This is a genomic window from Maridesulfovibrio sp. (genome assembly GCF_963678865.1).
GTDB lineage: Bacteria > Desulfobacterota > Desulfovibrionia > Desulfovibrionales > Desulfovibrionaceae > Maridesulfovibrio.
Map to the genome: position 1 here is coordinate 3,346,428 of NZ_OY787459.1, position 24,018 is coordinate 3,370,445.

Consider the following 24,018-nt stretch of genomic DNA (forward strand, 5'->3'; position numbering starts at 1 on the left):
AAATCCTTTTGTTGCTGAAATTACATGAAATATCTGGCTGCTGCCACTAAGCCCATACCAACTGCCACAGTACCGAAGAAATTGCGGGTAAACATGGCTACTGCAAAGGTAGGCACTGCTACCCAGAAGTAAAGATTGCTGAAAGTCAGGTCTATGGCTCCTTCAGGCGCGAGCAGGGAAGGGGCCAGCAGGGCAGAAAGAACTGCCGTGGGTACGTAGGAAAGCCATTTGACTATGATTGGCGGCAGGTCGCGGGAACTCAAGGCCATGGCCGGGAGCATGCGTGGAATATAGGTTACCGCCATCATGCCGAAAAGAGTGAAGAGTATTGTCTGCTGGTCCATTATTTGTTCCCCCATTTAACTGCTGCGCCGAGAGTTGCACCAATCAGGGTGGCTATAATTACATTCCATTGGCCTGCTCCGCCAAGAGCTAGTGCTGTGGAAAGGATACCGGTAATTAGTCCGACGATGACGTGGCTTTTGTCTTTGATCTGGAAAATCAGCAGGGCAATAAACATTGCCGGGAGGGCGTAATCAAGGCCCATGGGCTTTACGTCGTTTATAAGTGTGCTGGAAAATATGCCCAGTACGGTCCCGCCTACCCACGCGGCCTGCGCAATGGAGTTGATCAGGAAAGTCTCGCTTTTGTCCATGTCACCGTTGGCAAAGCGGGTGGAGTGTACTGCAAAGCTTTCGTCGGTAAGCTGGAAGGTGAATCCGGCCAGTTCCAGCTTGGTCCATTTTTTCAGGTATGGCGAAAGGGCTGCGGACATTAGCAGATGACGCAGGTTGACGATAAAGGTGGTAATAATTACCGAAATGGAAGAAGCGCCGGAAGCGATCAGGCCCACGGCGATAAATTGTGCTGACCCTGCAAAGACGATCAGCGACATAAGCACGGTGTTATCAATGGATATGCCTGATTTGCGGGCCAGAACGCCGTATGCAAAACCCACGGGCAGATAACCCAGTACAATAGGCAGTGCCTGTTTGAATGCTGAGACCAGCACGCTGCTTTGTTTGATTTTTTGGGAATTCATCACGGATTCCATGTTTACCCCTCTCATTTGTAAAATTCAAATTTGTGATTTCGATTTGCTTGTCAGCATACTTAAAATCTGACATCAGTACAGATACAGATTTAAAAAAAATATACCATAACAGTTTCGTGCAATGAGGTTAAATGTTATGAATCTGGACAGTTCGGACAATCAGTACAGATACAAAAAAGTTGAGCAGGAGCTTTCAAAGCATATTGAATCCGGGGACCTTGTGCCCGGTGATAAGCTTCCTTCCCTGCGGCAAATGAGCAGAACCCTCAAAGTTTCCATTTCGACTGTTTCCCATGCATACGAGGAATTGGAAAAGCGCGGACTGATCGAATCCCGACCTCGTTCAGGATATTACGTGCGCAGTGAATTCAGGACCATCCCCACTCCGGAAATCAAGATAACCCAAAAGCTTGAACCACATTTGGCGACTAAGAACAAACTGATCCGTACCGCCCTTGAAACTGTGGGAAACAAGAATCTGCTCCCGCTTGGTGTTGTTTGTCCCAGTAACGAGCTGCTACCCACACGCCAGTTGGCCAAGATAATGAGCAACGTCATCCGGGAAAACCCGCTTGATACTGCCGGATATGAGATGATTCCCGGCAATCTCGACCTGCGCCGCCAGATCGCTTTCCGTTCGGTGGATTGCGGCTCCAACGTTACTGCCGATGAATTGGTTATCACCACCGGGGCCATGGAAGCCCTGTACATTTCCCTGCGTTCCTTGACCCGGCCGGGCGATCTGGTGCTGATCCAGTCCCCATCGTATTATTGTTTCCTGCAGCTGGTGGAAAATCTGGGCCTACGGGCTATTGAGATTCCATCCTGTCCTGAACGGGGTATCAACCCGGACCGGGTGGAGGACATTACTCGTACTTTTGACATCAAGGCCTGCATCTTCTCACCCAATTTCAACAATCCTGACGGAGGGCTCACTTCTGACGACCGCAAAAAGGAGATAGTTGAAATTCTCGCCAAACGTAAAATCCCGTTGGTGGAGGATGATGTTTACGGGGAAATTTATTTTGGTGATTCCCGGCCCCGCACTTTCAAATCCTACGACCGTGAAGGCGGGGTGCTGCTCTGTTCTTCTTTTTCCAAAACCATCGCCCCCGGTTACCGTGTAGGCTGGCTGGCTCCGGGACGGTATCTGGAAAAGGCTCTTGAAATCAAAGCCACAACCAATGTTTCCTGCGTAGCCGCCACTCAGATGGCAATAGCCCGTTACCTGCGCGAAACCCTTTATGACCGTCATCTCAAAAAACTGCGTACTGCCATGAAAGACCAGATGCAGAAGATGCGTACTGAGATCGGCCTTGCTTTTCCAGAGGGAACCAAGGTCACCAATCCCAAGGGCGGTTCCGTGCTCTGGGTAGAGCTGCCCGAAGGAAAAGACGGGGTGGAACTCTTTTTCAAAGCCCGCGAAGAAGGTATCGGCATCGTGCCCGGAACAGTCTTTTCGCCGCAGGATGTATTTTCAAATTATATCCGTCTGTCCAGCGGATCGCTTTGGAGTGACGAGATTCAAGCCGGAGTACGTCGTCTGGGCGAACTTGCCGCTGAATGATAATGCCTCCATTTTTTTCAAATTCTTATAATAGGGCTTCGTCTATAACTTGGAAAATTTGTAGCAGAGAAATAATTTGCAGGCTTGTACGAAATTGCTTTTTTGCAGCAATATTTATTAAACAATGCTGCGAAGCATGATGAAAAGTTTTGGGATTCTTAAACCCTTTTGAAAAAGGGTTTAAGGCCCCGGCAGGGGCCGCCGGAGACACTTAAGCCTGCATAGCTGATTCTTCTATTATTTTTTCAACCATGTCGGCGGCGTCTTCGAATGATGCTTCGGGGTCGGCTTCTATCAGCGCGATTTGTAAGTTTATTTCGCGCTGCAGAGTAATGTTCTCGGGATCGAAATAGAGTTTCCAGACCGGGACGGCTTTTTTTCCTGCTCCGGCGCGGCAGAGCAGTAGTCCGAGGTAGAGATAGGAGAAGTTGTCTTTGCCGAGGATACGGATTGCCCGTTCGAATTCAACCTTGGCCTGAATGTATTTCTCGCTTTTGTACAGGCAATGCCCGAGCCTCTTGCGGGCATCGGCATTCTGGGGTTCCGTTTTGATGAATTCCTTGTATTTGTCGGCTGCTTCTTCAAATCGTCCGTTTTCGTAAGCAACGTTTGCTTCGGCCAGAGTCTCGAGATTAACCTCTTTGGCCGCTATGGGCTTGGCTGCGCTTTGGGCCTGTTCACGGTCCTCTTTTTTTCTGAATCCACCGAAAAGGAATCCTCTTCTTGATAATTTTTGGGCCTTTTTTTTACCGGACATATTCTCCTCCACATTGAAAAACTGCCGGAGTGTAACGGCAAATTTCTCGGACGCCAAGTATATTTAAGCTCTATGGACATATGGTACCAGCCGTTATAAAACATAATTAACTAAAAATATGAGGTTGCCATGAAAAGATCATTGTTGATTATGGTTGTCTGCCTAGTCTGCGTTTCCTGTGCCCGGACCGAAGGTTACACCACTCCATTTGATACCGGGGGCAAGGTGTACAAATTGGCTCTGCTGCCCTGGCATACGTCGACTATGAATTTTGATTTTAAATACCGGTGGCGCATGACTCAGTCTTTGCTGACTTCCTGTAAGGATGCCGGGTCCTTTGAACTGAAATGGTCTGCCTATCCTGTCAATGGTGGTGATGTTGACATTCTGGAAAACATCAAGAAATCCAGCTTGTGGGAACGCCGCAAGTATGGAAAGTATTATCCGGTAGTGTCTGCGGTGCAGTCCGCTCTTTCCGGGGTTGATGCTGATCTTGCCCTGCTTTATGATATTTCCGCTGATAATGCGGATTTTGACAGTGATTCCGTGTATGATGCCCGCTGCGATTACGTCCGGCTTTTTCTTGTGGATGTGAAAACAGGGAAGGTTGTAGTCGAATTTGTGCGGACAGATTTTATGCATAACGGAGCAGCGGCAGACATTAAGCAGGTCAACCTGCGAGCCTTAAACAAATGGCTTACTGAATAAGTCCTGTGATTACAAAGGAGTTTAATCGTGGCTAAAAGGTTTTTCTTTCCGGTATTTTTTTGTGTTGCGGTCCTTTTTGCCTCCTCTGCTTTAGCAGGAGAGATGAATATCAAGGGTTGGGAAAAGGGCAGTGAATATGACAGCCTCTATGATAACACAGACCGTGATGTTTTTAAGGGGACCCTCCTGAAAATCAAATATATTACCCCGATGGACGGAATGGCTGAGGGTGTCGCTGTTCTTGTCAAAGACAAGGAAGACGGTGAGGAAGTTCTGGTGCATCTCGGGCCCAAGGATTTTGTGGAGCCGCGTATTAAAGACCTGCGTCCCGGCTCTCGGGTGAAAGTATACGGTGTGCTCGTGGAAATTGACGGTGAGTACGAATACATGTGCGCCAAACTCAAGGCCGGGGAAGAACGCAAATACAAGTTCCGCCTGACCAAAGACGGTACCCCTTTCTGGTCTCTTTCTTCCGAAGATTTGAAAAAAGAAGAAGCAAGTCAGTAAATAATGATGCCTCCGGCGGCTGGAGAAGGGGAGAAATCCTTTTTTCAAAAAGTATTTAATCCGCCGGAGGCATAATCTTTTCATCAAAAAGCGCGTAGCGCATCAAAAAACTTATCTATATGAATTCCAAAAATATTTCCCGTATTTCAGCTGAACTGAATATTCTCGATAAAAACGTAAAAGCTGTTGTGTCCCTGCTAGATGAAGGGGCAACCATTCCTTTTATCTCCCGCTACCGTAAGGAGGCAACAGGAAGCCTTGATGAAGTGGCTGTTTCTGCTGTCAGTGATCTTTTTGAAAAGCTGAAGGAGCTGGATAAGCGTCGCGAAACCGTACTTAAGTCAATTGAAGAGCAGGGCAAGCTTGAAGACAGCTTGCGGAAAAAGATTGAAGCAGCTGAAACCATGCGCCAGCTTGAAGATTTGTACCTGCCTTATAAGCCCAAGCGTAAGACCAAAGGGCAGGCAGCAATCCAGAAGGGGCTGGAGCCGCTGGCCTACAAACTTTTTGCCCAGAAATGCGACCCTGTTCAGGAGGCGCAGGCTTTTGTCTCAGCGGCTAAGGGCGTGGAGTCTGTAGATGAAGCCTTGTCCGGGGCGCGGGACATTATCGCGGAGAAGATTGCTGAGAACACGGTCAGCCGCGAGGCGGTACGTTCTTTGTTTGAGCGCAAGGCCTTGATAGAATCCAAACCCACCAAGGCTGCTCAAGAAGAAGAAAATAAGGATAAGGCATCCAAGTTTCGGGACTGGTTTGACTGGCGCGAGCCTGCGAAAAAGGCTGCCGGACATCGTATCCTTGCTTTGTTCCGTGGGGAGCGTGATAAATTTTTGAAAGTATCTATCCGGCCGGAGGAAGCTGACGGTCTGGATATCCTGCACCGTAAGCTGGTCCGTTCCAATTCTGCGGCTTCCAAACAGGTTGAGATGGCTGCAACGGACAGCTACAAGCGTCTGCTGGCCCCGCAGATGGAGACTGAATTACGCGGGGTGCTGCTGGAAAAGGCTGAAACCGAGGCTATTAATATCTTCGCTGCTAATCTGCGTGAAATTCTGCTTGCTCCTCCTTTGGGCGGTAAACGGGTGCTGGCTCTTGATCCGGGCTTCCGGACCGGGGCCAAGCTGGTCTGCCTTGATGCGCAGGGTTCCCTGCTGCATAACGAGACCATTTACCCTGTAACTTCGGAAGGTAAGAAGAAAGAGGCTGCGCGTATAGTCAGCGGACTGGTGAAAAAGTTTGATATAGAGGCTGTCGCCATCGGTAACGGTACTGCCGGGCGTGAAACAGAGCAGTTTGTGAAAGAGCTTGGTTTGGATAAATCCGTTCAGGTGATAATGGTCAATGAATCCGGGGCTTCTGTGTATTCGGCTTCAGAAATAGCCCGCGATGAGTTCCCCGATCATGACATCACCGTGCGCGGAGCTGTTTCCATCGGTCGCAGGCTCATGGATCCGCTGGCGGAGCTGGTTAAGATTGATCCCAAATCTATCGGAGTGGGTCAGTATCAACATGATGTGGATCAGAAGGGGCTGGCAGAAAGTCTAGGCAGGGTTGTTGAATCCTGCGTAAACATGGTCGGGGTTGAATTGAACACCGCCAGTGCAAGGCTGCTGCAGTCAGTTTCCGGCCTGGGGCCGGTTCTGGCGGCAAATGTTATCAAATTCCGTGAGGAAAACGGTCCTTTTGCTTCCCGTAAGGAATTGCTTAAGGTACCCCGTCTCGGTCCTAAGGCTTTTGAGCAGTGCGCCGGCTTTTTACGTATCCGTGGGTCTAAAAATCCGTTGGACGGAACAGCAGTCCACCCGGAACGATATCAGGCCGTGGCCGGGATAGCCAAAGATCTCGGTGCGGATGTTGCGGATTTGATCAAGTCTGCTGATTTGCGGGCAAAGATCAGGCTGGAGGATTATGTCTCCGATGATCTAGGTCTGCCCACTCTTCAAGATATTATGAAGGAACTTGAAAAGCCGGGGCGTGATCCCCGTAAGAAGTTTGAGGCTGTTCGTTTTGATGATTCCGTCAAGGAAGTCTCGGACCTGCGCGAAGGGATGATTCTCAACGGCATCGTGACCAATGTTACAGCTTTCGGAGCATTTGTTGATATCGGGGTGCATCAGGATGGGCTGGTCCACATCAGCCGCATGTCCGATGAGTTCGTGCGTGATCCGGCAACGGTTGTGCATCCGGGGCAGGCTGTTAATGTCAAAGTCCTTGAGGTGGATATCCAGCGTAAAAGGATTTCATTGAGCATGCGCCAGTCGGATATGTAGCCCTCAGTGGGCCGACGTTGCTCTCCCAAAAATTAACCCGCAGTATCTCTTGAGATATTGCGGGTTTTTGTTTGAAAGTCGTCTTAATAAGCTTGATGCGAAGCTTATTGAAAAAGTTTGGGATTTTTAAACCCTTTTCAAAGGGGTTAAAGCCCTCGGCAGAGCCGCCGGAGGCATGCCTTTACAATCCCGGAAGCATGAGGTGGCTTTTGGCCTGCTGCCGTTTCCTGCGCTTCTGCATGGTTTTGGGATGGACCCCGAAGCGGAAGCGGCGCAGCACGCATTCTTTTTCTTTGCAGTCGCGGATAGCCTGACGATCGCCCACGGTGCAGGCGAGACAGTGCTTGCGGATAGCCCGGATGCAGGTGCGCTGGGATTCTTCTGTTTTGGGTCCGCGCAATTCATAAAGAGAGCAGTCGCTGTCCTCACATTCCCTGACAAGCTGAGGGCTGCCGCCCATGCACCACAGGCAGTAGGCCCGTATGGACTGATGAGGATTTCTTTTCCGTTCGCTCAATTGGTTCTCCGTTTATCGCGGTAGCGTATTTCACAAGGCAGAAGGCTGCCGTGGGCCGCGAAAGCCCATCTTTACGTAAATCGGACGTAAAAATAAAGAGTGTATCTGCTTATGGTTGAATGTTTTTTTAACTACTTTGAATATATAAAAAAACAAGGCGTATCCTTTCATAAGGTACGCCTTGTTTCAGTCATTTGGAAAGGGTTGCTTGCAGATTAATCCTGTTTTTCGAAAGTAATGGTTACTTCTCGTTTTCCCCAATCTTTGGCCGCTTTTGTATCAAGGCCCATATAGATGTCGATCTTGTTGGTCCAGCGTTTGTTCATTTTGTCCTTGACCATGTATTCGCCGGGAAGACCTTCAATTTTTACCTTGGTGTCATGGGTCAGACCCTTTGGAATGAGATCACGTGATACTGCGATGCATTTCATGCCCGGCTTGAGTTCGTCTCCCCATGCGCCGAGAAAGGGGTGGGAAGAGGTCTGCGCCACTTGGGAAGTATAGGCTGTGGAGGTTACTTTCATGGAGATTGTTTTTTCTTCTCCGATGCATCCTGAGATAAGAAACAGAGCTGCAATTATCAGCAACAGATTTCGAAATTTGTTCATGGTGACCCCTGTTAAATTTTTGCGGTTAAAGTCGGCATTTCCCGTAGTCGTGGTTGTCTTTGAAATTAGAGGCGCCGCGTAGGATTTTACCTTTGCTGCAGGAATACTCAACATCAGTTACCCGGACCAGAAAATCAAGGTCATGAGAAACCACCAGCATGGGAACAGCCAGAGAGTTTAGTATTTCGATCAGCCTTTCGCGCATGGTCGGGTCGAGATCGTTTGTAGGCTCATCCAGGACCAGTGCTTTAGGTTCCATAGCCAGCACCGTAGCAAGCGAAACCAGCTTTTTTTCACCACCTGAAAGACGGTAGGAAACCCGGTCTTCGTATCCGGAAAGGCCGAGGGTACAGAGAGTGTACTCGGCTGTTTTGCGGGCTTCTTCCGGGGATTTCCCAAGATTAAGCGGTCCGAAGGCCACATCTTCCAGCACGGTAGGGCAGAAAAGTTGATCATCCGCCTGCTGGAAAAGCAGGCCCACCCCTCTGCGCAGTTCCCGGAAATCCTTTTCGGAGTCCATTTTCCGGCCCATATAGTGAACCTGTCCTGCTTGCGGCTTGATTAAGCCCATGATGATGTGCAGCAGTGTGGTTTTGCCGGAACCGTTATGTCCGGTCAGAGCAATTTTTTGTCCCGGCTTGAGGGCGAAATCAACGTTTTTGAGAACATCATTTCCGGGGTAGGAAAAGCTCACATCATGCAGGGAAAATATGGCTGAATTCACAGCAGTACCTCGATTTTATTAAACTCAAGAAAAATGAACAGCACGATAAATCCCATCGTTACAGCCAGCAGGGCCAAATCATTCCTGCTTATGCGGTAAGCGGTCAGGGAGTGGAAGGTGCCGGTAAATCCGCGGCAGAGCATTGCCTGCCAGACCCGTTCAGCCCGGTCCAGACTGCGAACCAAAAGCATACCCATGAGCCATGCATAGGTGCGGTAGGTGCGTGCGCTGCTGCGGGGGGTAAAGCCTCGCATGGCGGCGGCTCTGCGCATGCGGGTGTATTCCATGATCATCACATGTACGTAACGCCAGCTGAAAAGAAGCAGGCGGCACAGTTTGTCGGGAAATTTGAGGGTCTGCATACCAGCGCCAAGGGTTTGTACCGGCATGGTGGCTATAAGCGCAGTGACTGCTAGGATAATCCCGTTTGATTTAAGGGTGATGACAGCGGTGTAGATTATTCCTTCCAGTGTAGCTGTAAAAGGGCCGATATTGAAAAGCGGTGTTCCGGGCCGGGAAAAGGGCAGGAATATCCAAAGGAACAGAATGAAAAAGTTGATAACGACCAGTCTTTTGAGGAGGAGTTTAAAGCTCAGGCGGGCCGAAAGGGCATAAATAACTCCGGCTAAGAGCACACAGCACGCAGGGGTAATGTCGGTAACCAGTGCCCCGGCAAGGGAAAAAATAAATGCGCAGGCCAGCCTGAATCCGGGATGCATGGAGTGGATAATTGAGTTGCCGTAGGCAAAAGGTTCAGTTAGCTGCTGCAAAATAATCTCCTGATTTCGGCTTTTGGGAGTAGCACGCATCCCGGTTTCATGCAATCCGAAACAAATCTTGAGCTGAGCGGGTTATGCGGCTATATCCTTCTGTACTTTGAAGATTAACAACTCTCTGGAAGGTCCGCATGAGTAAAAACGCTGAATTGAAAAAAATAGTTGCCGAGGTCGGTGAAGACCTGATCTGGCGTCCTTTGCACGATTTTGAACAGACCCGGCTCGCCGATGGTGTGGGGGACGATATCGACGGTATAGACCCTGATTTTACTGAACTTGATTTTAGCGGCAAGACTGTTTGCGATCTCGGCTGCAACATGGGGCATTTTTCTTTTTATGCTGCTGAACACGGAGCAAAGGAAGTTGTCGGTTACGATATTGAACCGAAAGTTATCTGCGGAGCCAGAAAGCTGGCCGGTCTTTATTGTGTTGAAAATGTTGATTTCAAAGTCTGCAATTTTGCTTATGACGAGCCGGAGCGGACTTTCGACATGGGAATGCTCATTGATATTATAGGTAAACAAAATATCGGCAAAGGGCGCATGACCGCAATTCTTAAGGGGCTTGAAAAACGCAGTGAATCAGAAATGCTGCTTACTTTCCGTCCTGAATATTACGTGAACAAACATCTTGGTTTTACGCCGGAACAGTTTGTAGAAATGTATCCCGGAGCTGAAATCAAGGAAGGTCTGTTCAGTCTGCTGGATTTTACGGTGCAGCTTTTTGCCGACAAATGGGAGATGGCTTACCTTTCCAAGCCTCATCCTGATGACGAACAATACAAACGGACTGTCTATTTTAAGCGCAGATAACCTTGCCCCCTGCGCTGCAGTGATTATTTAGTTTTCCTGTCTGAATTGAGATTTGAAAATACAAGGGATTGAAATGGCAAAAGAATATATAGAGTTGGTAGATGTTGAATATCAGGTTGAGGAAAAGGACAAGCGAAGCGTTTATGCTCCGGGAATGACCAAGGATATGATTATCGGCGGACGTGATTCCGGCAATGTATTTCTCTTCTGCCTGAATGATGAGTTGCGTAAATCCATCGCAGCACAGGTGGCGGAAAAGCTGGGACGCGAATTTGTTGTAGTCGGCCGCAGTGACGGTAATCCCGTTCTGGAGAAGCTGGCCGCCGGAGATAACCAGATAATCAGCCTGCCGCGCGGGGCAGCCAAGTCTGCAAAAATGCGTGAACTGCTCAAGAATAACGGAAAGGTCATCTTTATCATGTGCGATTTTATGACCCTGCTGAATGCATCCGACGGTTCAGACGATGCCCGCGAACAGATTTCGCTCATGCTTAACCGGTTTGAACCCAGCTTCATGGAAGCCGCGCACCATATAGTACGTTCCGATCAGAGCGAAGAAGAGATTCTGCAGGATGTTTTGGATAAAATAGCTATATAGTCTCCATCCGGGGGGCTTTCAGCGGGACCAAAGAAACTTTTTATCGGGGCTTCGCCGCTTCGTATGGAAAATTGTGCCAAAATAAGAATCGCAATAGTTTGAGCTCTATTGCGATTTTTATTTTGGCAGTTATTTGAGTAAACTAACTGCGAAGCTTACTGAAAAGTTTTGGGATTTTTGCATTAGCCCTTAGGCGAGAAGCTTTGCTTCGAGTCTTAGGGATAACGACAGTGGAACAAACCATTTTTCAAAAGGGTTTAAGGCCCCCGGCAGGGTCGCCGAAGGCTACCAGCGTAGTGAAAGACAGGTCAGGCCGCCGTCCATTTTCCGGAATTCAGACATGTTAATGAAATCAGGTTTAAACCCGTTTTTATTCAGCAGTTCGGCGGTTTTGGGAAAACCTTGCGGTGCAAGCAGCCTGCTGCCCAGATAGAGGCAGTTGGCTGAATATTCTTCGCCTTCGGGGACGATAATTTTTTTGAATCCGGCAAATTCATCGCGTCCGGCAAATCGTGCGCTGATGATCAGTGTTTTTTCGTCAAGGGCGGAAAGTTCGGTTTTGAGATGGGGCATGCCGTTATCAAAAGGCACTGGAACTGTCTTGTAGCCGAATCTGGCAACGGCCTTGGCAAATTGTTTGCAGCCGTCTGCGTTGGTGCGGGAATCAATGCCTACGTAAAATGTTTTGCCCATCAGCAGTACATCGCCGCCCTCCATGAGTCCGTTTCCCTGCATGCGGATAACTTCGTCGGTCTGCTCTGCAATGGCTGCTTCGATTTCGTCCACCTCCCCGCGCCTTGATTCGGCTCCGGGGCAGGTCAGGAAAGCGGCGGCACCGTTTGCGTGCGGTATCATGACTGCGGTATCTTCCACAAATACGGAATCAGGATAATCCTCAACCGGGGGCAGCACTGTGACGCTGATTCCGGCCTGAGTGAAATATCCGATGTAGTCCCTGTGCTGGGCTGCGGTCAGTTTCATATCCGGGCAGCCGAGGCCCGCTCCGGTCAGTCCTTGTCCCAGACTTTCAGCCGGGGTTCTGACAATTGCTTTGCTGAACATTTTTTGATTTCCTTTACTGGATGATCGCGTCTTTCTTTTTCTGTTCTTCTGCGATGAGGGTCAGCTTGGAACGGATGTACGCACTGGCGATATTACCGGCCTCGTCATCCTGAGTGGGGGCGAAGGCTGTGATGTCTTCTGCTACCTGTTTCTCCATGCGTTCGGATTCCATGAACATGATGTAGACCAGTACAAGTGCGGAATCGTTGTCCTGAGTGCCGCTGCAAAGTTCTTCAATCTGGTTGCGGGGTACAGTTTCCAGCAGACGTTCCACAAACATGTTGGCCCATTTGTCGTAAAGGTCGGTGATGGGCGGGATCATGGATTTGATGTTGCGTATCGCGCCATCGTCGATGTTGGGCATGGTCATGGCAATGAATTCCCCAAGGGCGTCCTGACGGGCTTCCTCATCGGCAGTACATTTGTCCATGATGATTTTATAGATATATTTTTTTATTTCCGTTTCCTGCATTGTTTGTCTCCTGCTGCAAAATTCATAAAAACTGATGACTGGTTACTAAAAAGAAGGAGCGCAGGCAACAGTCAGCCCTTCCCCGGCTTGATTCATTTCAGGCTTTGGTGGTAAGCCAACATCCTATCAGGAGCATAAGCGTCTTCAGGCGCAAAAAATATTAGGCAGTTAATTTCAGGAGAGAATTAATAAATGGTGAATGGGAAGAAAGTTGTAATGGTTATGCCTGCTTATAATGCGGCTTCCACATTAAAAAAGACTCTGGACGAACTGCCTGCGAATGTGGTGGATGAAATACTTCTGGTTGATGACTGCAGCCGTGACGATACTGTTTCGCAGGCTGAAAAGCTGGGTATCAGGACTGTGGTCCACTCCAGCAATACCGGATATGGCGGAAACCAGAAGACCTGCTACCGCACCGCCCTTGAGATGGGCGCGGATGTGGTGGTCATGGTCCATCCGGATTACCAGTATACCCCGCTGATCATTTCCGCCATGGTTTCGCCCATCGCCAACGGGGTTTTTGACTGCATGCTCGGTTCAAGGATTCTCGGAACAGGGGCGCGCAAGGGCGGCATGCCTCTCTATAAATATATATCCAACCGGGCTTTGACATGGTTCCAGAATATCCTGATCGGTTATCATCTTTCCGAGTATCATACCGGTTACCGGGCTTTTTCCCGGGATTTGCTGGAAAACATTCCTTTTGATGATAACAGCGATGATTTTGTTTTTGATAACCAGATGCTCTGCCAGATTATTTATTCCGGCTACGATATCGGGGAGGTAACCTGTCCGACCCGTTATATGGATGACTCTTCGTCCATCAGCTTTGTCCGTTCTGTCAGGTACGGATTGGGTGTTCTGCGCTGTACCTGCGAAACTTTTGGGCACCGGATGGGCTGGCTGCAAAGTGAATTTTTGAAAAATGTTCCCAAACAGGGACAGGCGGAATAGTCATGAGCGGTGCGAAAGTTGAAAACGGAATGAAGAAAGGGTTGATTGCGGCGCTTATTCTCTCCGCACTGGTGCTTGTTGTCTACGGACAGTGCGGCAGTTTTGAGCTGGTAACTTATGATGATACCAGTTACGTGACCAACAACCCCCGGGTCATGCAGGGAATTTCTACCGAGAATATCAGCTGGGCTTTCAGTTCCTTTCAGCTTTCAAACTACCACCCCCTGACCGTGGTTTCGCACATGCTGGATACGACCCTCTTCGGGGATTCGGCTGGGGCGCGTCATCTGGTCAATGTGTTCTTTCATCTCTGCAATGTGCTGCTGTTCTTTTTTTTCCTGCTCAAGGCTACTGCAGAATTTGATGAAGACGGTTTGGTTCCGTCGTTTTTTGCCGCAGCCCTTTTTGCCGTGCATCCGGTGCATGTGGAATCCGTGGCCTGGGTAGCGGAGCGCAAGGATGTGCTTTCAACTTTTTTCTGGCTATGCGCCATGCACAGTTGGCTGGGCTGGGCCAGATCAAGAAACATGGCCTCCTATGGGCTGACTTTCTTTTTTACCGGACTTGGAATTCTGGCAAAGCCCATGGTGGTAACCCTGCCTGCAGCGCTGGTTTTGCTGGATATCTGGCCGTTGAGCAGGATTGATTTTTCTAAAAGCCCTCTGACCGGGCTGGTGAAATTGATAGCTGAGAAACTGCCGTTATTTGGTCTTTCCGTGCTTTCGTCAGTGCTGACCGTTATGGCCCAGCAGGGCGGTGGGGCTATGCAGAGCGTGGAATCTTTTCCTTTGGGGTTGCGTTTATCCAATGCCCTTGTTTCTTATGTGGCATATCTTGGAGAGCTGGTTGCCCCGGTAAATCTTGCAGTTTTTTATCCTTATCCGCATGAGATTCCTTTTTGGAAGCCGCTGTTGGCTGCCGTGTTCCTGATCGGCGTAACGGCGGTTGCGGTCCGTTTTATCAAGAAATTTCCTCTCGGCGCTGTTGGCTGGTTCTGGTATCTGGGAACTTTGGTTCCTGTAATCGGGCTGGTGCAGGTAGGCGACCAGTCCATGGCCGACCGTTATGCCTATATTCCCTTCATGGGAGTGTATATGCTCATTGCCTTCGGCGCAGCCCGGCTGGTAAGAGAAAGACAGATGCCCGGCAAGGCCGTTGTCGCAGTTGGTTCGGTTGTGGTGGCAGTGTTGCTGGCCGGGGCCTACGCACAGGCCGGATACTGGAAAGACAGCAAGTCTCTTTACGTCCGCGCGTTGTCTGTGACCGAGAATAATCATCATATGCATTACAACTACGGCAATCTGCTGGAGCGGGAAAAGAATCTGACCGAAGCTGCAAAACATTTCAAGGCAGCATTCAAGGCTGATCCTTCCCATTACAAAGCCATGAGCAGCCTTGCCTCAATTCTAAGCCGCAAAGGCGACCTCTATACTGCACTGGATCTTTATCAAAGGGCTTTACATATCAATCCTGATTACGCCCCGGCGTTGGGTAACCGGGGTATCGTTTATATGCAGCAGGGTAAATTCGATGCCGCTTTGACCGACCTGCGCAAGGCGAGCGCGCTTGAACCGCACGAACCAAACCATATGATTAATATGGGCTTGCTCTATTACATGCGCGGCGACAATGCGCACGCAAAAGAATGGTTGCAAAAAGCCTTGCAGATTGATCCCGGGAACAGGATCGCCCGTAAGAATCTGACCTTGATTCCTTGATTGAGTAATCATTCGTTTTGGCGTATTGCCATTTCAGGTGGAATAGTACTCTTCCTCCTCTGTCCTGTGCCGATGACTTTTCTTGTGTGCTGCGGGCTGCAAATCTTTTTTCCGCGTATGGGGTAATGTATGGATTTTATTCACAACCTCCTTCCTTTATTTAAAATTTTATTTGTTTTTATCTGTATGCTGGCCGGGATCAGACTCCGGCTTGGCGTCGGTCCCTCCATTCTGGCCGGTGGCGGGGTGCTGGCGGTGCTCACTTCCATGAAAATGGGGGAAGTTCTTGAAGTCAGCGGCGCAGCCCTGACGGATGACAAGACGATTTTTCTGGCCTTGATAGTAGCCCTGATTATGATTTTGTCCGGGTTGCTGGAGAAAACAGGGCAGGCGGGGCGGATAATGGATTCCTTGACCGGATATTTGAGAAGTCCCCGTTTGCGGCTGGTATTTTTCCCGGCGCTTATCGGTCTGCTGCCCATGCCCGGCGGGGCCATTTTTTCCGCCCCCATGATTCAGGAAGCAGCCAACGGGCTTGATGTCTCAGGACGGGATAAAGTTGTCATCAACTACTGGTTCCGCCATCTCTGGGAGTTGGCCTGGCCTCTTTATCCGGGGATGATCCTTGCAGCATCCCTGTGCGGGATGAGTGTTTTTGAATATATAGGTTATACTTTTCCGGGTTCACTCGCCTGTATTGTGCTGGGTTGCTTTTTCTACCTGCGGCCTTCTGTCCTGCCTATGAAAAATAACGGCAGCGCGTTCAATGATTCAGCCAATGTCCGAGATTTCGGGAAAGTTCTCAAGGAAGGGCTGCCGCTGATCGTCGCCATCGTGGGCGCCTTTCTTTTTGAAACTTTGCTGAGCTTTTTCTTTCCCGGTATTCCGTTTGAACTAGGGATTGTTCTGGCTTTGCTGGCAGCGGTCTTATGTTCCTTGACCGCTAACCATGGGTCCATGCCTATTATCCGGGCCCTGCTGCTTGAAAAGCGGTTCCTGAATATGATTTTTATGATTATCTGCGTTTTCGTATTCAAGGATATTCTCGGGGCCTGCGGGGTGGTCGATGAGCTGGCCCGTCTGGCCGGAGGGGAGACTGCTCTCATTGCAGCGGCAGTATTTGTACCGTTTCTGGTCGGTTTCATCGCCGGGATAACCCTGGCTTTTGTCGGCGCAGCCATGCCGTTGGTTGTAGGTCTTGTGCAGGCTGCAGGACTTCAGCACCAACTACCGGCTTGGGCGGTATTATGTATGTTTTGCGGTTTTGCCGGGATTATGGCTTCTCCACTGCATATTTGTTTTCTGCTGACCTGTGAATATTTCAAAGTGGATATGGTCGAGGCATGGAAAAAGGTTGTCATTCCCAGTTTGATGCTTATGTTGCTCGGAGTGGCGTACTTTTTTGTTTTATTGTAGATGATAAATCCCCGCAGCGGGTAAGATAAAAAATCGGAGGAACTAAATATGTCCAATCCCATGGTACTGATGGAAACACCTGAAGGTGAAGTACTGATCGAGCTTTTCGAGAAAGAAGCCCCTAAAACCGTAGAAAATTTTCTGCGTTACGTTGATGAAGGTTTCTATGAAGGAACCCTTTTTCACAGGGTTATCAATAATTTTATGGTTCAGGGCGGCGGTTTCGACTTTTCCATGAAACAGAAAGACACCCACGAACCTGTTGAAAACGAAGCAGACAACGGGCTCAAAAACGAATTGGGCACCTTGGCTATGGCTCGCACCATGGACCCTCATTCCGCAACCGCACAGTTCTTTATCAACGTGAAGGATAACGGTTTTCTTGATCACACTGCCAAGAATCCTCAGGGCTGGGGCTACTGCGTATTCGGTAAAGTTATCGACGGTATGGAAGCCGTGGAGAAAATCAAGAAAGTAAAGACCGGTTCTTACGGTCCTATGGATGATGTTCCGGTTGATCCCATCAGCATTATTTCCATGAAACGTTTTGAAGATTAATTTTTTATAGCGTTTATATCGTCTTTAAGGCACTGGAAAGTATTGCTTTCCAGTGCCTTCTTTGTTTAATTATTTCTTTGATGTACTTATAGAATAACAGTTTTAAATATATTGTTTTTTTGCTATGACTTATTCGAGTGGTGGAATTTGAAGTTGTAGAGCATAAATTATCAGGGGTAACCATTGGATAATTCTGAATTAACTATACTCGTCATCGATGATGAAGATTTCGTACGGGAAACAATCAGCGACTATCTCAGTGATTCCGGGTTCAACATTATTGATGCCTGTGATGGAGAGGAAGGGATTGAAGTTTTCGGGCGGGAAAATCCCGATGCTGTTCTGGTTGATTTGAATATGCCTAAAGTTGACGGTTTCGGGGTGCTTGAGCATGTTACCTCCGAAAGTCCGGATACTCCTATCATTGTTGTCTCCGGTGCCGGGCTCATTCAGGATGCCATAAAAGCTGTTCGTCTGGGGGCCTGGGATTTCGTGACCAAGCCCATCGTCGACCTCAATATTCTGGAGCATGCTCTCAGGCAGGGGCTTGAGCGGGCTTCTCTGGTCAAGGAGAACCGACTCTATAAGGAACACCTTGAAGCCGAGGTTCAGAGAAGGACTGAAGCCCTCCGCAACGAAGTCAAAGTTCGTCGCGAGGCTCAGGATGCCCTGATGGCTATTCAGGATGAAGTTATTGAAACTCAGAAGGAAGTCATCCTTACCCTTGGTGAAGTTGTTGAGACCCGCTCCAATGAAACCGCCAACCATGTCCGCAGGGTTGCTGAACTTTCCTATATTCTAGCGCGGCGCTACGGCCTTAGCGAAGAAGAATCAGATCTGTTGCGTCTTGCCTCTCCCATGCACGATGTCGGTAAGATCGGCATCCCCGATACAGTGCTTAACAAGCCCGGTAAACTGACTCCTGAAGAGTTTCAGCTCATCAAGACCCACACCACCATAGGGCATGAAATTTTAAAGCATTCAGAACGTCCTATCATCAAGGCCGCAGCTATTGTGGCTTATGAGCATCACGAGTGGTGGAATGGTAACGGCTATCCCAGAGGTCTTGTCGGGGAAGCCATTCATATTTATGGCCGTATCACTGGGATTGTGGATGTTTTCGATGCGTTGGGCAGCGAGCGTGTTTACAAGAAGGCATGGCCCATTGATAAAATCAAGAATTACTTCGAAGAAGGAAGGGGCAAGCAATTCGATCCGCAACTTACCGATCTGTTGTTTGATAATCTGGATGAAATTTTAGAACTGCGGCGGACTTTTCCTGACGGTTAGCAGGGCATCTTCAAAATCAGAGTCTTTTTAAAAAAACATCGTTACGAGTTTGGAAACACTACATTGGACCTGTTGGAGCTGTTATTTAAGTTTGTCTACCAGCAAGGGTTCGGGGTGCTTCCTGTTGCGTGCCAGACTTAAGGCGTCCTTGCGGCATTTGTTGGTACAAACCCCACAGCCCATGCATTTTCTGGGGTTGATGCGCATGCGTTTGTCGCGCAGGTTCATGGCCCCGAAAGGGCAGTATTCCATACATTGACCGCAGCCTATGCATTTGTGCGGGTCCACTACAGCGATATACCCTGAAGGAACCAGAATCGAAACTTCAGCGTGTTCGACTTTCATTGTTTCGCAGCATTCCGGGCAGCAATTGCAGATGGCATAGAATGGTCCTGATTTTGTTTCCTTGCAGCGAATGTAATGCACATGGCCTTTTGCATTTTTGGTTTCCAGAATCCTAACAGCCTCATCTTCATTTATCTGCCGGGATTTCCCCGGATAGTTCCTGATTGTTTCAGATGCATGAAGCTCACCCGCGAAAATACAAACCTCCGCCACGGATGATATCGATGTTGATGCCGGGCAGGGTGATTCAAAAAGCACAACAGGGGTTTTACCATTGGGCAGTGCTCTTTCCGGTATGGAACAGCTGTCCACCATGGCTTTGAGTAGTTTGAGCGCTTCTCGGGTGGGGATGATTTTACCGTGGAATTTTTTGGCAAAATCATCCTTGAAATTCAGGATTCTTTTCATGGTTTACCCTCTTATAGACATAATTATCAGAGCCCGAAAAAATAGTACAGTTTTTCCAGAAGCAACTTCACAATCCTCTATGCTTATGCCTATGCTGACCCTGAACATGATAACATATTCCTGAGGGTATTGAACAGGAGTTGTGAATGGAAATAGCAGTACGCAGACACGGGGATACCGTTGTTGTCGGCATGGGCGGAAGGGTTGACGCCTATGGCTCCGGAGAATTGGACCGGACCCTTGAGAATATACTGGCCGATGAGAATCTGGCCTGCGTGGCTTTTGATATGACTGATGTCGGTTACCTGAGCAGTGCCGGTATACGTTCTATTGTGCGGACTATGAAAATTTTGCGCAGCCGTAACGGAGCGCTGGCAATCTGCGCCCTTTGTTCCTATTGCCGCAATGTTCTCGAAACCGCCGGAATGACACGTTCGCTGAATATCTTTCCCACTCGCAGTGAAGCCATAACCTTTTTGCAGTCCGTACATTGGGAACGACAGGCCCTTGAAAACTGGGACCGTATGGAAATAGCGGATTCTCCAATAGGGAAGTTCAGGTTTATTCCCGGTGAGAATTCGCAGGCCGAGCTGAAAGTTATCGGTTCAGTTGCGGACATTTTTCATTCTCGGGTGGACGAAGGACGCATTTTTTCTCGCCGTTTTTCCCAGACTGAGTATTCCATAGGTGTCGGCGGTCTGGGGGAGGTTCCGGATGACTATATGAAGGTGCTCGGGTCCATGATCACCATCGGCGGGACTATGGGCTGGCTGCCTACAGACGGTCACGATCTGGCTGATTTTCTGGTTCCGCGTAATGATACCGGGTCGGTGATGATACGTACCCCGTTCAACCTGACTCTTGCGGGCGGTTTTAATGAATACATAATGTTTGAATCAAGCGAGGAGGGCGGGACCACTCTGGACCGTCTATACCGGGGGCTGTTTCTGCTTTCCCGGCGCAGGCGCCGCGATTTCAAGGGCGTTCTGGGTACTGCGGCATGGATGCAGACCGGCGAACTCTTGGCCGGGACCATGATGCGTTCCCCGGTGCGGGAATTTGCACCGGAGAACAAAAGGGCCATTACAGATCCATCCAACAGTGATGAATGGTTCAAACGGGATGTGCTGCCCCGGCACCGGGATGTTACCTGCCTGACCTGCGGGGTAGGCATAGATCTTTCCTGCGATCTTTCTGTTTACGACCTGTCCGGTCTGTATGCCGCTTTCTACATTGATCCGGCTACAGCCGGGGATCGGGGGCAAATTCTCAACAATCATGCAGCCGTCTTTGAGCAGGTACATATGCCTGAAAAAATAGTCTGCCTTGATAAGATGGTCCGTGAAGTTTCGGCAAAAGCCGAGTTCAAGGATATGCGTAAATTGCGTGATAACAGCCGTGTTACCCGTGCATTTCTGGGAGTCAGTTACATACAGAGGCTGGTCAGGGACAGTGCGGGGTGGCAGGGAACAGAAATTCCGGTTAACCGGAATCTTGCGGAAAAGCGTTACCGGGAAGAGTCCGAATTTCCTCTTGTTCCCGAGAAGAGGGAGGCCGAACTCAACAAATTTCAGCGTTTTCTTGAAGCCCAGCAGGCTAAACTGGAAAAGCAGAATAAATAAGCGCACTCTGTTTACAGATTACGGTTGCCTGCTGCTTTGTGTTGCGGGTAAATAAGCTGGAAAGATCAAGTTATTATATTGAGAGGAATCCTGAGGAGGATATATGTGGTTTCGTATGGCTGTATGCCTGTTGCTGACAGCAGTTCTTTCCGTTCCGGCTTTTGCCGGTGAGAAGACCATCAAGGTCGGAGTGCTTTATAATCTTACCGGAGATATGGCTGCCATTGACCGTCCCGGCTTACATGGTATGGAGCTGGCAAAAGATATAATCAATTCCGGGGGCGGAATATCGGGCCGTAAATTAAGCCTTGTGATTTCAGATTGCAGGTCAGATCTGGAGTCTGCGGCAATTGCTGCCGAGGCCCTTGCCGGGCAGGATGATATCCTGGCAGTGATCGGTCTCAATGACACTGACTATGTTATGGCTGCTGCTCCTGCTGTTACTGACAAGAATATTCTTTTTATCACCTCCGGGGCTACCATGCAGAACCTGCCCTACATGTATGGGAAATATTTTTTCATGACCGCTTTCGGGGATAATATGCAGGCCCGCGCAGTTGCAAAATTCGCTAAGCGCAGGCTCGATACTTCCCGCTGTTTTGTGGGGACCGATATAGCCAATGAGTTCACTAAGGCCCTTTCCAAATATTTTAAGCGCCGTTACCGCAAGTACGGCGGATCCATTGTGGATGAAGTCTGGTACAATTCCGGCGCTGAGAAATACCCCCTGCCAAAAGGTGGAGCAAAAGACGCGGATCTGATTTTCATGTCTTCCATTCCTCCGGACGCCCCCGGTTATATCACCGAATTACGCAAGGCCGGTTTTGATCAGCCTATTGTTTCCGGCGATGGTTTTGATACTCCCGGTTTGCTTGAAATACCGGCGGAATATGCTCATTCCATTTATTTTGCCACCCATGTTGCCCTTGATAATCCGGACCCCATAGTGCAGGAATTCGTCGACAGTTACGCACGCATGTTCGGGAAAAATCCAGAGTCAGGTTTTGCTGCCCTCGGTTACGATACTGTCATGCTGCTGGCTCAGGCTGTTGAAAAAGCGGGGATTGCCAAACCGGAGCCGGTGCGTAAGGCTTTATCTGCAACTGCCGGTTTTAGAGGGGTTACCGGTGAATTCAGCTATCCCGAAGGGATGAGAGTTCCCGTGAAGACTGTAGATATTGTGAAATACGTAAACGGTACATTCTCTTTTGTGGAACAGGTCAGTCCGAATTAGTGTTGTGCGGATCAAATTTATAGAGAGTTTTCATGGAAATAAGTTTGGATATATCCAGACTGATTTAAGCAAGCAATATGGAGCAGTAAATGGAATTCAGCATTATTACCGAACCGGCATCCGCATGGTCTGCGGATGCGGTTGTATTTTTTGCTTTTAAGGATGCGGATGAGTATCTGCCCGGTTTTTCTTCATGGATGGCTTCTGATGCGGATTGGGTTGCCGGTTCTCCTGCTCTAGGGGATTTTTCCGGGAAACTGGATAATTCTTCCGTAATTTACGGTTCCGGTTCTTCTGTGCAGCGGGTGCTGCTGGTCGGACTTGGTGAGGAAAAGGATTTCTGCGTAGATAAATTTCTGCAGGCCGTCAGCACGGCCCTGCGTAAATGCCGGGAACTTAAATTCCGCACGGTAGGTGTGCCCCTTGTGGCGTTTGAAGGCATTCCACTTGAGGATAAGCTGGAACATTTTGTAGTGGCGGCCATAGAAGGGCTGTATTCTTTTGATGAATTCAAATCCAAAAAGGATGAGAAAAAGGGCCTTCCCGAAACAATACGTTTTTTGACCGAAGATGAACCTCCTGCCCATCTGGCGGAGATGCTTCTCAAGGGACAGGCTGTGGGGCAGGGCATGGGCTATGCCCGTGATCTTGTTAATCTGCCGCCCAACGTCGCCAATCCGGTTTATCTTGCTGATGAGGCCAAGAAATTGGCCAAAAAGTACGGATTTAAATTCAAGGCCATGAAACGCAAGGAGATCATTGATAAAGGCATGGGCGCATTTGCTTCGGTTTTCCGCGGCTCAAATGACGAACCGCGGATGATTACCCTTGAGTATTGTCCCAAGGATCGAGAAGGACAGAAACCGCTGGTTCTGGTGGGTAAGGGGGTAACTTTTGATACCGGAGGCATTTCCCTCAAGCCTACGGGGTTCATAGAGGATATGAAATGCGATATGGGTGGAGCTGCTGCTATTCTCGGTTTTTTCCGGGCTATCGGCACGATCAAGCCGGATCTGCCTGTTGTGGGCATATTGCCCTGCGCCGACAACATGCCTGATGCCAGTGCCACCCGTCCGGGAGAAGTGGTTACTTCTTTTTCAGGCAAGACCATTGAGATTTTAAATACAGATGCCGAGGGACGCCTGTTGCTTTGTGACGCTCTGGCCTATTCCGCACAATTTGAACCCGCTGCGATTATTGACCTAGCAACCTTGACCGGTGGCTGTATTGTGGCTTTCGGCTGGGATGTGGCTGCGGTGATGGACAATTCCGCCCTGATGCAGAATCTGGTCATAGAATCCGGTACGAGAGTTGGAGAGAGGTTCTGGCCGATGCCACTCTGGGATATATATAAAGAAGAACTCAAGAGTGAAGTGGCAGATCTTAAGAATATCGGTTCGCGCGAAGGCATGACCATTCATGCCGGGATGTTCCTCAAGGAATTCGTACCCGAAGATGTTCCGTGGGCACACCTTGATATTGCCGGACCGGCATGGCGCAAGAAAAAGACTCCCGCTGGATCAGCAGGGGGAACCGGGTTCGGAGTACGTACGCTGGTGGAGATAGCGGAACGTATTGATCTGGAAGATATGTAGGTAGTATTTCACCTTGCAGTCCACGCGTATTCATGCAAGGTCATCTTTTTGCGACGCACAAAATCGCAACGGCAAGATCACATGGTTTATTAAAAATCTTATCTTTAAGCTTACAGGAGCACATACATGGCAAAAGCATCTGCCCGCCATCTTTTGGTTAGTGATGAACAAACCTGTCTGGACCTGAAAAAACAAATTCAGGACGGCGCAGATTTTGGTGAACTGGCAAAAAAACACTCTAGCTGCCCTTCTGGACAGCGCGGCGGAGATCTAGGTGAGTTCCGCCCCGGCCAGATGGTCCCGGAATTTGACACCGTTGTGTTCAATGAAGCAGTTGGCGAAGTTCATGGCCCGGTAAAAACACAGTTCGGTTACCACCTGCTGGAAATCACTAGCCGCGAAGACTAAACAACTCTTTTCCGTTGTAGCAAAAAAGCCCCGAC

At 49.2% G+C, this 24,018-nt stretch carries 25 protein-coding genes; 15 read left to right on the forward strand and 10 right to left on the reverse strand.

The annotated features are described in order from the left end of the window. Positions 1–20: 20 nt before the first annotated feature. Together ACKU41_RS15290 and ACKU41_RS15295 are read right to left on the reverse strand one after the other, a co-directional pair. Positions 21–344, reverse strand: coding sequence for an AzlD domain-containing protein (locus ACKU41_RS15290; RefSeq protein WP_321405264.1), 324 nt, complete (start codon positions 342–344; stop codon positions 21–23). After that, entirely contained in the window at positions 344–1,054 is a 711-nt protein-coding gene (locus tag ACKU41_RS15295) for an AzlC family ABC transporter permease (RefSeq protein ID WP_319778334.1), read from the reverse strand. Before ACKU41_RS15295 ends, ACKU41_RS15290 begins: the two co-directional genes overlap by 1 nt. A 136-nt stretch (positions 1,055–1,190) precedes the next feature. Here ACKU41_RS15295 and ACKU41_RS15300 point away from each other — a divergent pair, with 136 nt between their 5' ends. Next, positions 1,191–2,621, forward strand: coding sequence for a PLP-dependent aminotransferase family protein (locus tag ACKU41_RS15300; protein WP_321402004.1), 1,431 nt, complete (start codon positions 1,191–1,193; stop codon positions 2,619–2,621). A 211-nt stretch (positions 2,622–2,832) separates the two neighbouring features. Here ACKU41_RS15300 and ACKU41_RS15305 read toward each other — a convergent pair whose 3' ends face one another. Next, positions 2,833–3,378, reverse strand: coding sequence for a tetratricopeptide repeat protein (locus ACKU41_RS15305; protein ID WP_321402005.1), 546 nt, complete (start codon positions 3,376–3,378; stop codon positions 2,833–2,835). 129 nt (positions 3,379–3,507) lie between these two features. Between ACKU41_RS15305 and ACKU41_RS15310 the strand changes: the two genes are divergently transcribed. The 3 genes from ACKU41_RS15310 to ACKU41_RS15320 all read left to right on the forward strand — a co-directional run bounded on the left by ACKU41_RS15310 (position 3,508) and on the right by ACKU41_RS15320 (position 6,863). Further along, positions 3,508–4,086: a hypothetical protein gene (locus ACKU41_RS15310; protein ID WP_321402007.1), complete on the forward strand. Its 579-nt coding sequence runs from the start codon at positions 3,508–3,510 to the stop codon at positions 4,084–4,086. Positions 4,087–4,113: 27 nt separating this feature from the next. Further along, positions 4,114–4,593 (forward strand): hypothetical protein, encoded by a 480-nt coding sequence (locus ACKU41_RS15315; RefSeq protein WP_319778339.1) that lies wholly within the window; start codon positions 4,114–4,116, stop codon positions 4,591–4,593. Positions 4,594–4,712: 119 nt separating this feature from the next. Continuing rightward, on the forward strand, positions 4,713–6,863 hold the full coding sequence (locus tag ACKU41_RS15320; RefSeq protein WP_321402009.1) for a Tex family protein: 2,151 nt from the start codon (positions 4,713–4,715) through the stop codon (positions 6,861–6,863). 181 nt (positions 6,864–7,044) lie between these two features. On the opposite strand, the gene ACKU41_RS15325 is transcribed toward ACKU41_RS15320, so the two are convergent. The 4 genes from ACKU41_RS15325 to cbiQ form a co-directional block, all read right to left on the reverse strand. Next, entirely contained in the window at positions 7,045–7,380 is a 336-nt protein-coding gene (locus tag ACKU41_RS15325) for a restriction endonuclease (protein WP_319778341.1), read from the reverse strand. 215 nt (positions 7,381–7,595) lie between these two features. Next, positions 7,596–7,988 carry a hypothetical protein gene (locus ACKU41_RS15330; protein WP_321402012.1) on the reverse strand — a complete coding sequence of 131 codons (393 nt, stop codon included), beginning with the start codon at positions 7,986–7,988 and terminating at the stop codon, positions 7,596–7,598. A 25-nt stretch (positions 7,989–8,013) separates the two neighbouring features. Next, on the reverse strand, positions 8,014–8,712 hold the full coding sequence (locus ACKU41_RS15335) for an ABC transporter ATP-binding protein (protein ID WP_319778343.1): 699 nt from the start codon (positions 8,710–8,712) through the stop codon (positions 8,014–8,016). After that, positions 8,709–9,482 (reverse strand): cobalt ECF transporter T component CbiQ, encoded by a 774-nt coding sequence (gene cbiQ / locus ACKU41_RS15340; RefSeq protein ID WP_321402015.1) that lies wholly within the window; start codon positions 9,480–9,482, stop codon positions 8,709–8,711. Before cbiQ ends, ACKU41_RS15335 begins: the two co-directional genes overlap by 4 nt. A 137-nt stretch (positions 9,483–9,619) precedes the next feature. Between cbiQ and ACKU41_RS15345 the strand changes: the two genes are divergently transcribed. Together ACKU41_RS15345 and ACKU41_RS15350 are read left to right on the forward strand one after the other, a co-directional pair. Then, entirely contained in the window at positions 9,620–10,300 is a 681-nt protein-coding gene (locus ACKU41_RS15345) for a methyltransferase domain-containing protein (RefSeq protein ID WP_319778345.1), read from the forward strand. A 73-nt stretch (positions 10,301–10,373) separates the two neighbouring features. Then, positions 10,374–10,898, forward strand: a complete 525-nt coding sequence (locus ACKU41_RS15350) for a shikimate kinase (RefSeq protein WP_319778347.1) — start codon at positions 10,374–10,376, stop codon at positions 10,896–10,898. A 285-nt stretch (positions 10,899–11,183) separates the two neighbouring features. On the opposite strand, the gene ACKU41_RS15355 is transcribed toward ACKU41_RS15350, so the two are convergent. Together ACKU41_RS15355 and ACKU41_RS15360 are read right to left on the reverse strand one after the other, a co-directional pair. After that, positions 11,184–11,960 carry an arginine deiminase family protein gene (locus ACKU41_RS15355; RefSeq protein WP_321402018.1) on the reverse strand — a complete coding sequence of 259 codons (777 nt, stop codon included), beginning with the start codon at positions 11,958–11,960 and terminating at the stop codon, positions 11,184–11,186. 13 nt (positions 11,961–11,973) lie between these two features. Then, positions 11,974–12,432 (reverse strand): hypothetical protein, encoded by a 459-nt coding sequence (locus tag ACKU41_RS15360; protein WP_319778349.1) that lies wholly within the window; start codon positions 12,430–12,432, stop codon positions 11,974–11,976. A 192-nt stretch (positions 12,433–12,624) separates the two neighbouring features. Here ACKU41_RS15360 and ACKU41_RS15365 point away from each other — a divergent pair, with 192 nt between their 5' ends. The 5 genes from ACKU41_RS15365 (at position 12,625) to ACKU41_RS15385 (ending at position 18,371) form a co-directional block, all read left to right on the forward strand. Further along, positions 12,625–13,389: a glycosyltransferase family 2 protein gene (locus ACKU41_RS15365; RefSeq protein WP_321402020.1), complete on the forward strand. Its 765-nt coding sequence runs from the start codon at positions 12,625–12,627 to the stop codon at positions 13,387–13,389. A 2-nt stretch (positions 13,390–13,391) separates the two neighbouring features. Next, positions 13,392–15,107, forward strand: coding sequence for a tetratricopeptide repeat protein (locus tag ACKU41_RS15370; protein ID WP_321402022.1), 1,716 nt, complete (start codon positions 13,392–13,394; stop codon positions 15,105–15,107). 129 nt (positions 15,108–15,236) lie between these two features. Next, positions 15,237–16,523, forward strand: a complete 1,287-nt coding sequence (locus ACKU41_RS15375) for a DUF401 family protein (RefSeq protein WP_321402025.1) — start codon at positions 15,237–15,239, stop codon at positions 16,521–16,523. Positions 16,524–16,571: 48 nt separating this feature from the next. Further along, positions 16,572–17,081: a peptidylprolyl isomerase gene (locus ACKU41_RS15380; protein WP_319778353.1), complete on the forward strand. Its 510-nt coding sequence runs from the start codon at positions 16,572–16,574 to the stop codon at positions 17,079–17,081. A gap of 183 nt (positions 17,082–17,264) precedes the next feature. Next, positions 17,265–18,371 carry an HD domain-containing phosphohydrolase gene (locus ACKU41_RS15385; protein ID WP_319778354.1) on the forward strand — a complete coding sequence of 369 codons (1,107 nt, stop codon included), beginning with the start codon at positions 17,265–17,267 and terminating at the stop codon, positions 18,369–18,371. A gap of 81 nt (positions 18,372–18,452) precedes the next feature. On the opposite strand, the gene ACKU41_RS15390 is transcribed toward ACKU41_RS15385, so the two are convergent. After that, a complete protein-coding gene (locus ACKU41_RS15390; RefSeq protein ID WP_321402027.1) occupies positions 18,453–19,124 on the reverse strand; it encodes a 4Fe-4S binding protein in 672 nt (223 codons plus the stop codon). A 146-nt stretch (positions 19,125–19,270) separates the two neighbouring features. On the opposite strand from ACKU41_RS15390, the gene ACKU41_RS15395 reads away from it, so the two are divergent. From ACKU41_RS15395 to ACKU41_RS15410, 4 genes are all read left to right on the forward strand, one after another. Then, on the forward strand, positions 19,271–20,746 hold the full coding sequence (locus ACKU41_RS15395; protein ID WP_321402029.1) for an STAS domain-containing protein: 1,476 nt from the start codon (positions 19,271–19,273) through the stop codon (positions 20,744–20,746). A gap of 103 nt (positions 20,747–20,849) precedes the next feature. Beyond that, the gene (locus tag ACKU41_RS15400; RefSeq protein ID WP_321402031.1) at positions 20,850–21,980 is read left to right on the forward strand and encodes an ABC transporter substrate-binding protein; all 1,131 of its coding nucleotides are present in this window, start codon (positions 20,850–20,852) and stop codon (positions 21,978–21,980) included. 89 nt (positions 21,981–22,069) lie between these two features. After that, positions 22,070–23,575 carry a leucyl aminopeptidase gene (locus ACKU41_RS15405; RefSeq protein ID WP_321402033.1) on the forward strand — a complete coding sequence of 502 codons (1,506 nt, stop codon included), beginning with the start codon at positions 22,070–22,072 and terminating at the stop codon, positions 23,573–23,575. A 126-nt stretch (positions 23,576–23,701) separates the two neighbouring features. Then, positions 23,702–23,983 carry a peptidylprolyl isomerase gene (locus ACKU41_RS15410; protein ID WP_136673822.1) on the forward strand — a complete coding sequence of 94 codons (282 nt, stop codon included), beginning with the start codon at positions 23,702–23,704 and terminating at the stop codon, positions 23,981–23,983. The last annotated feature ends 35 nt before the right edge of the window (positions 23,984–24,018 follow it).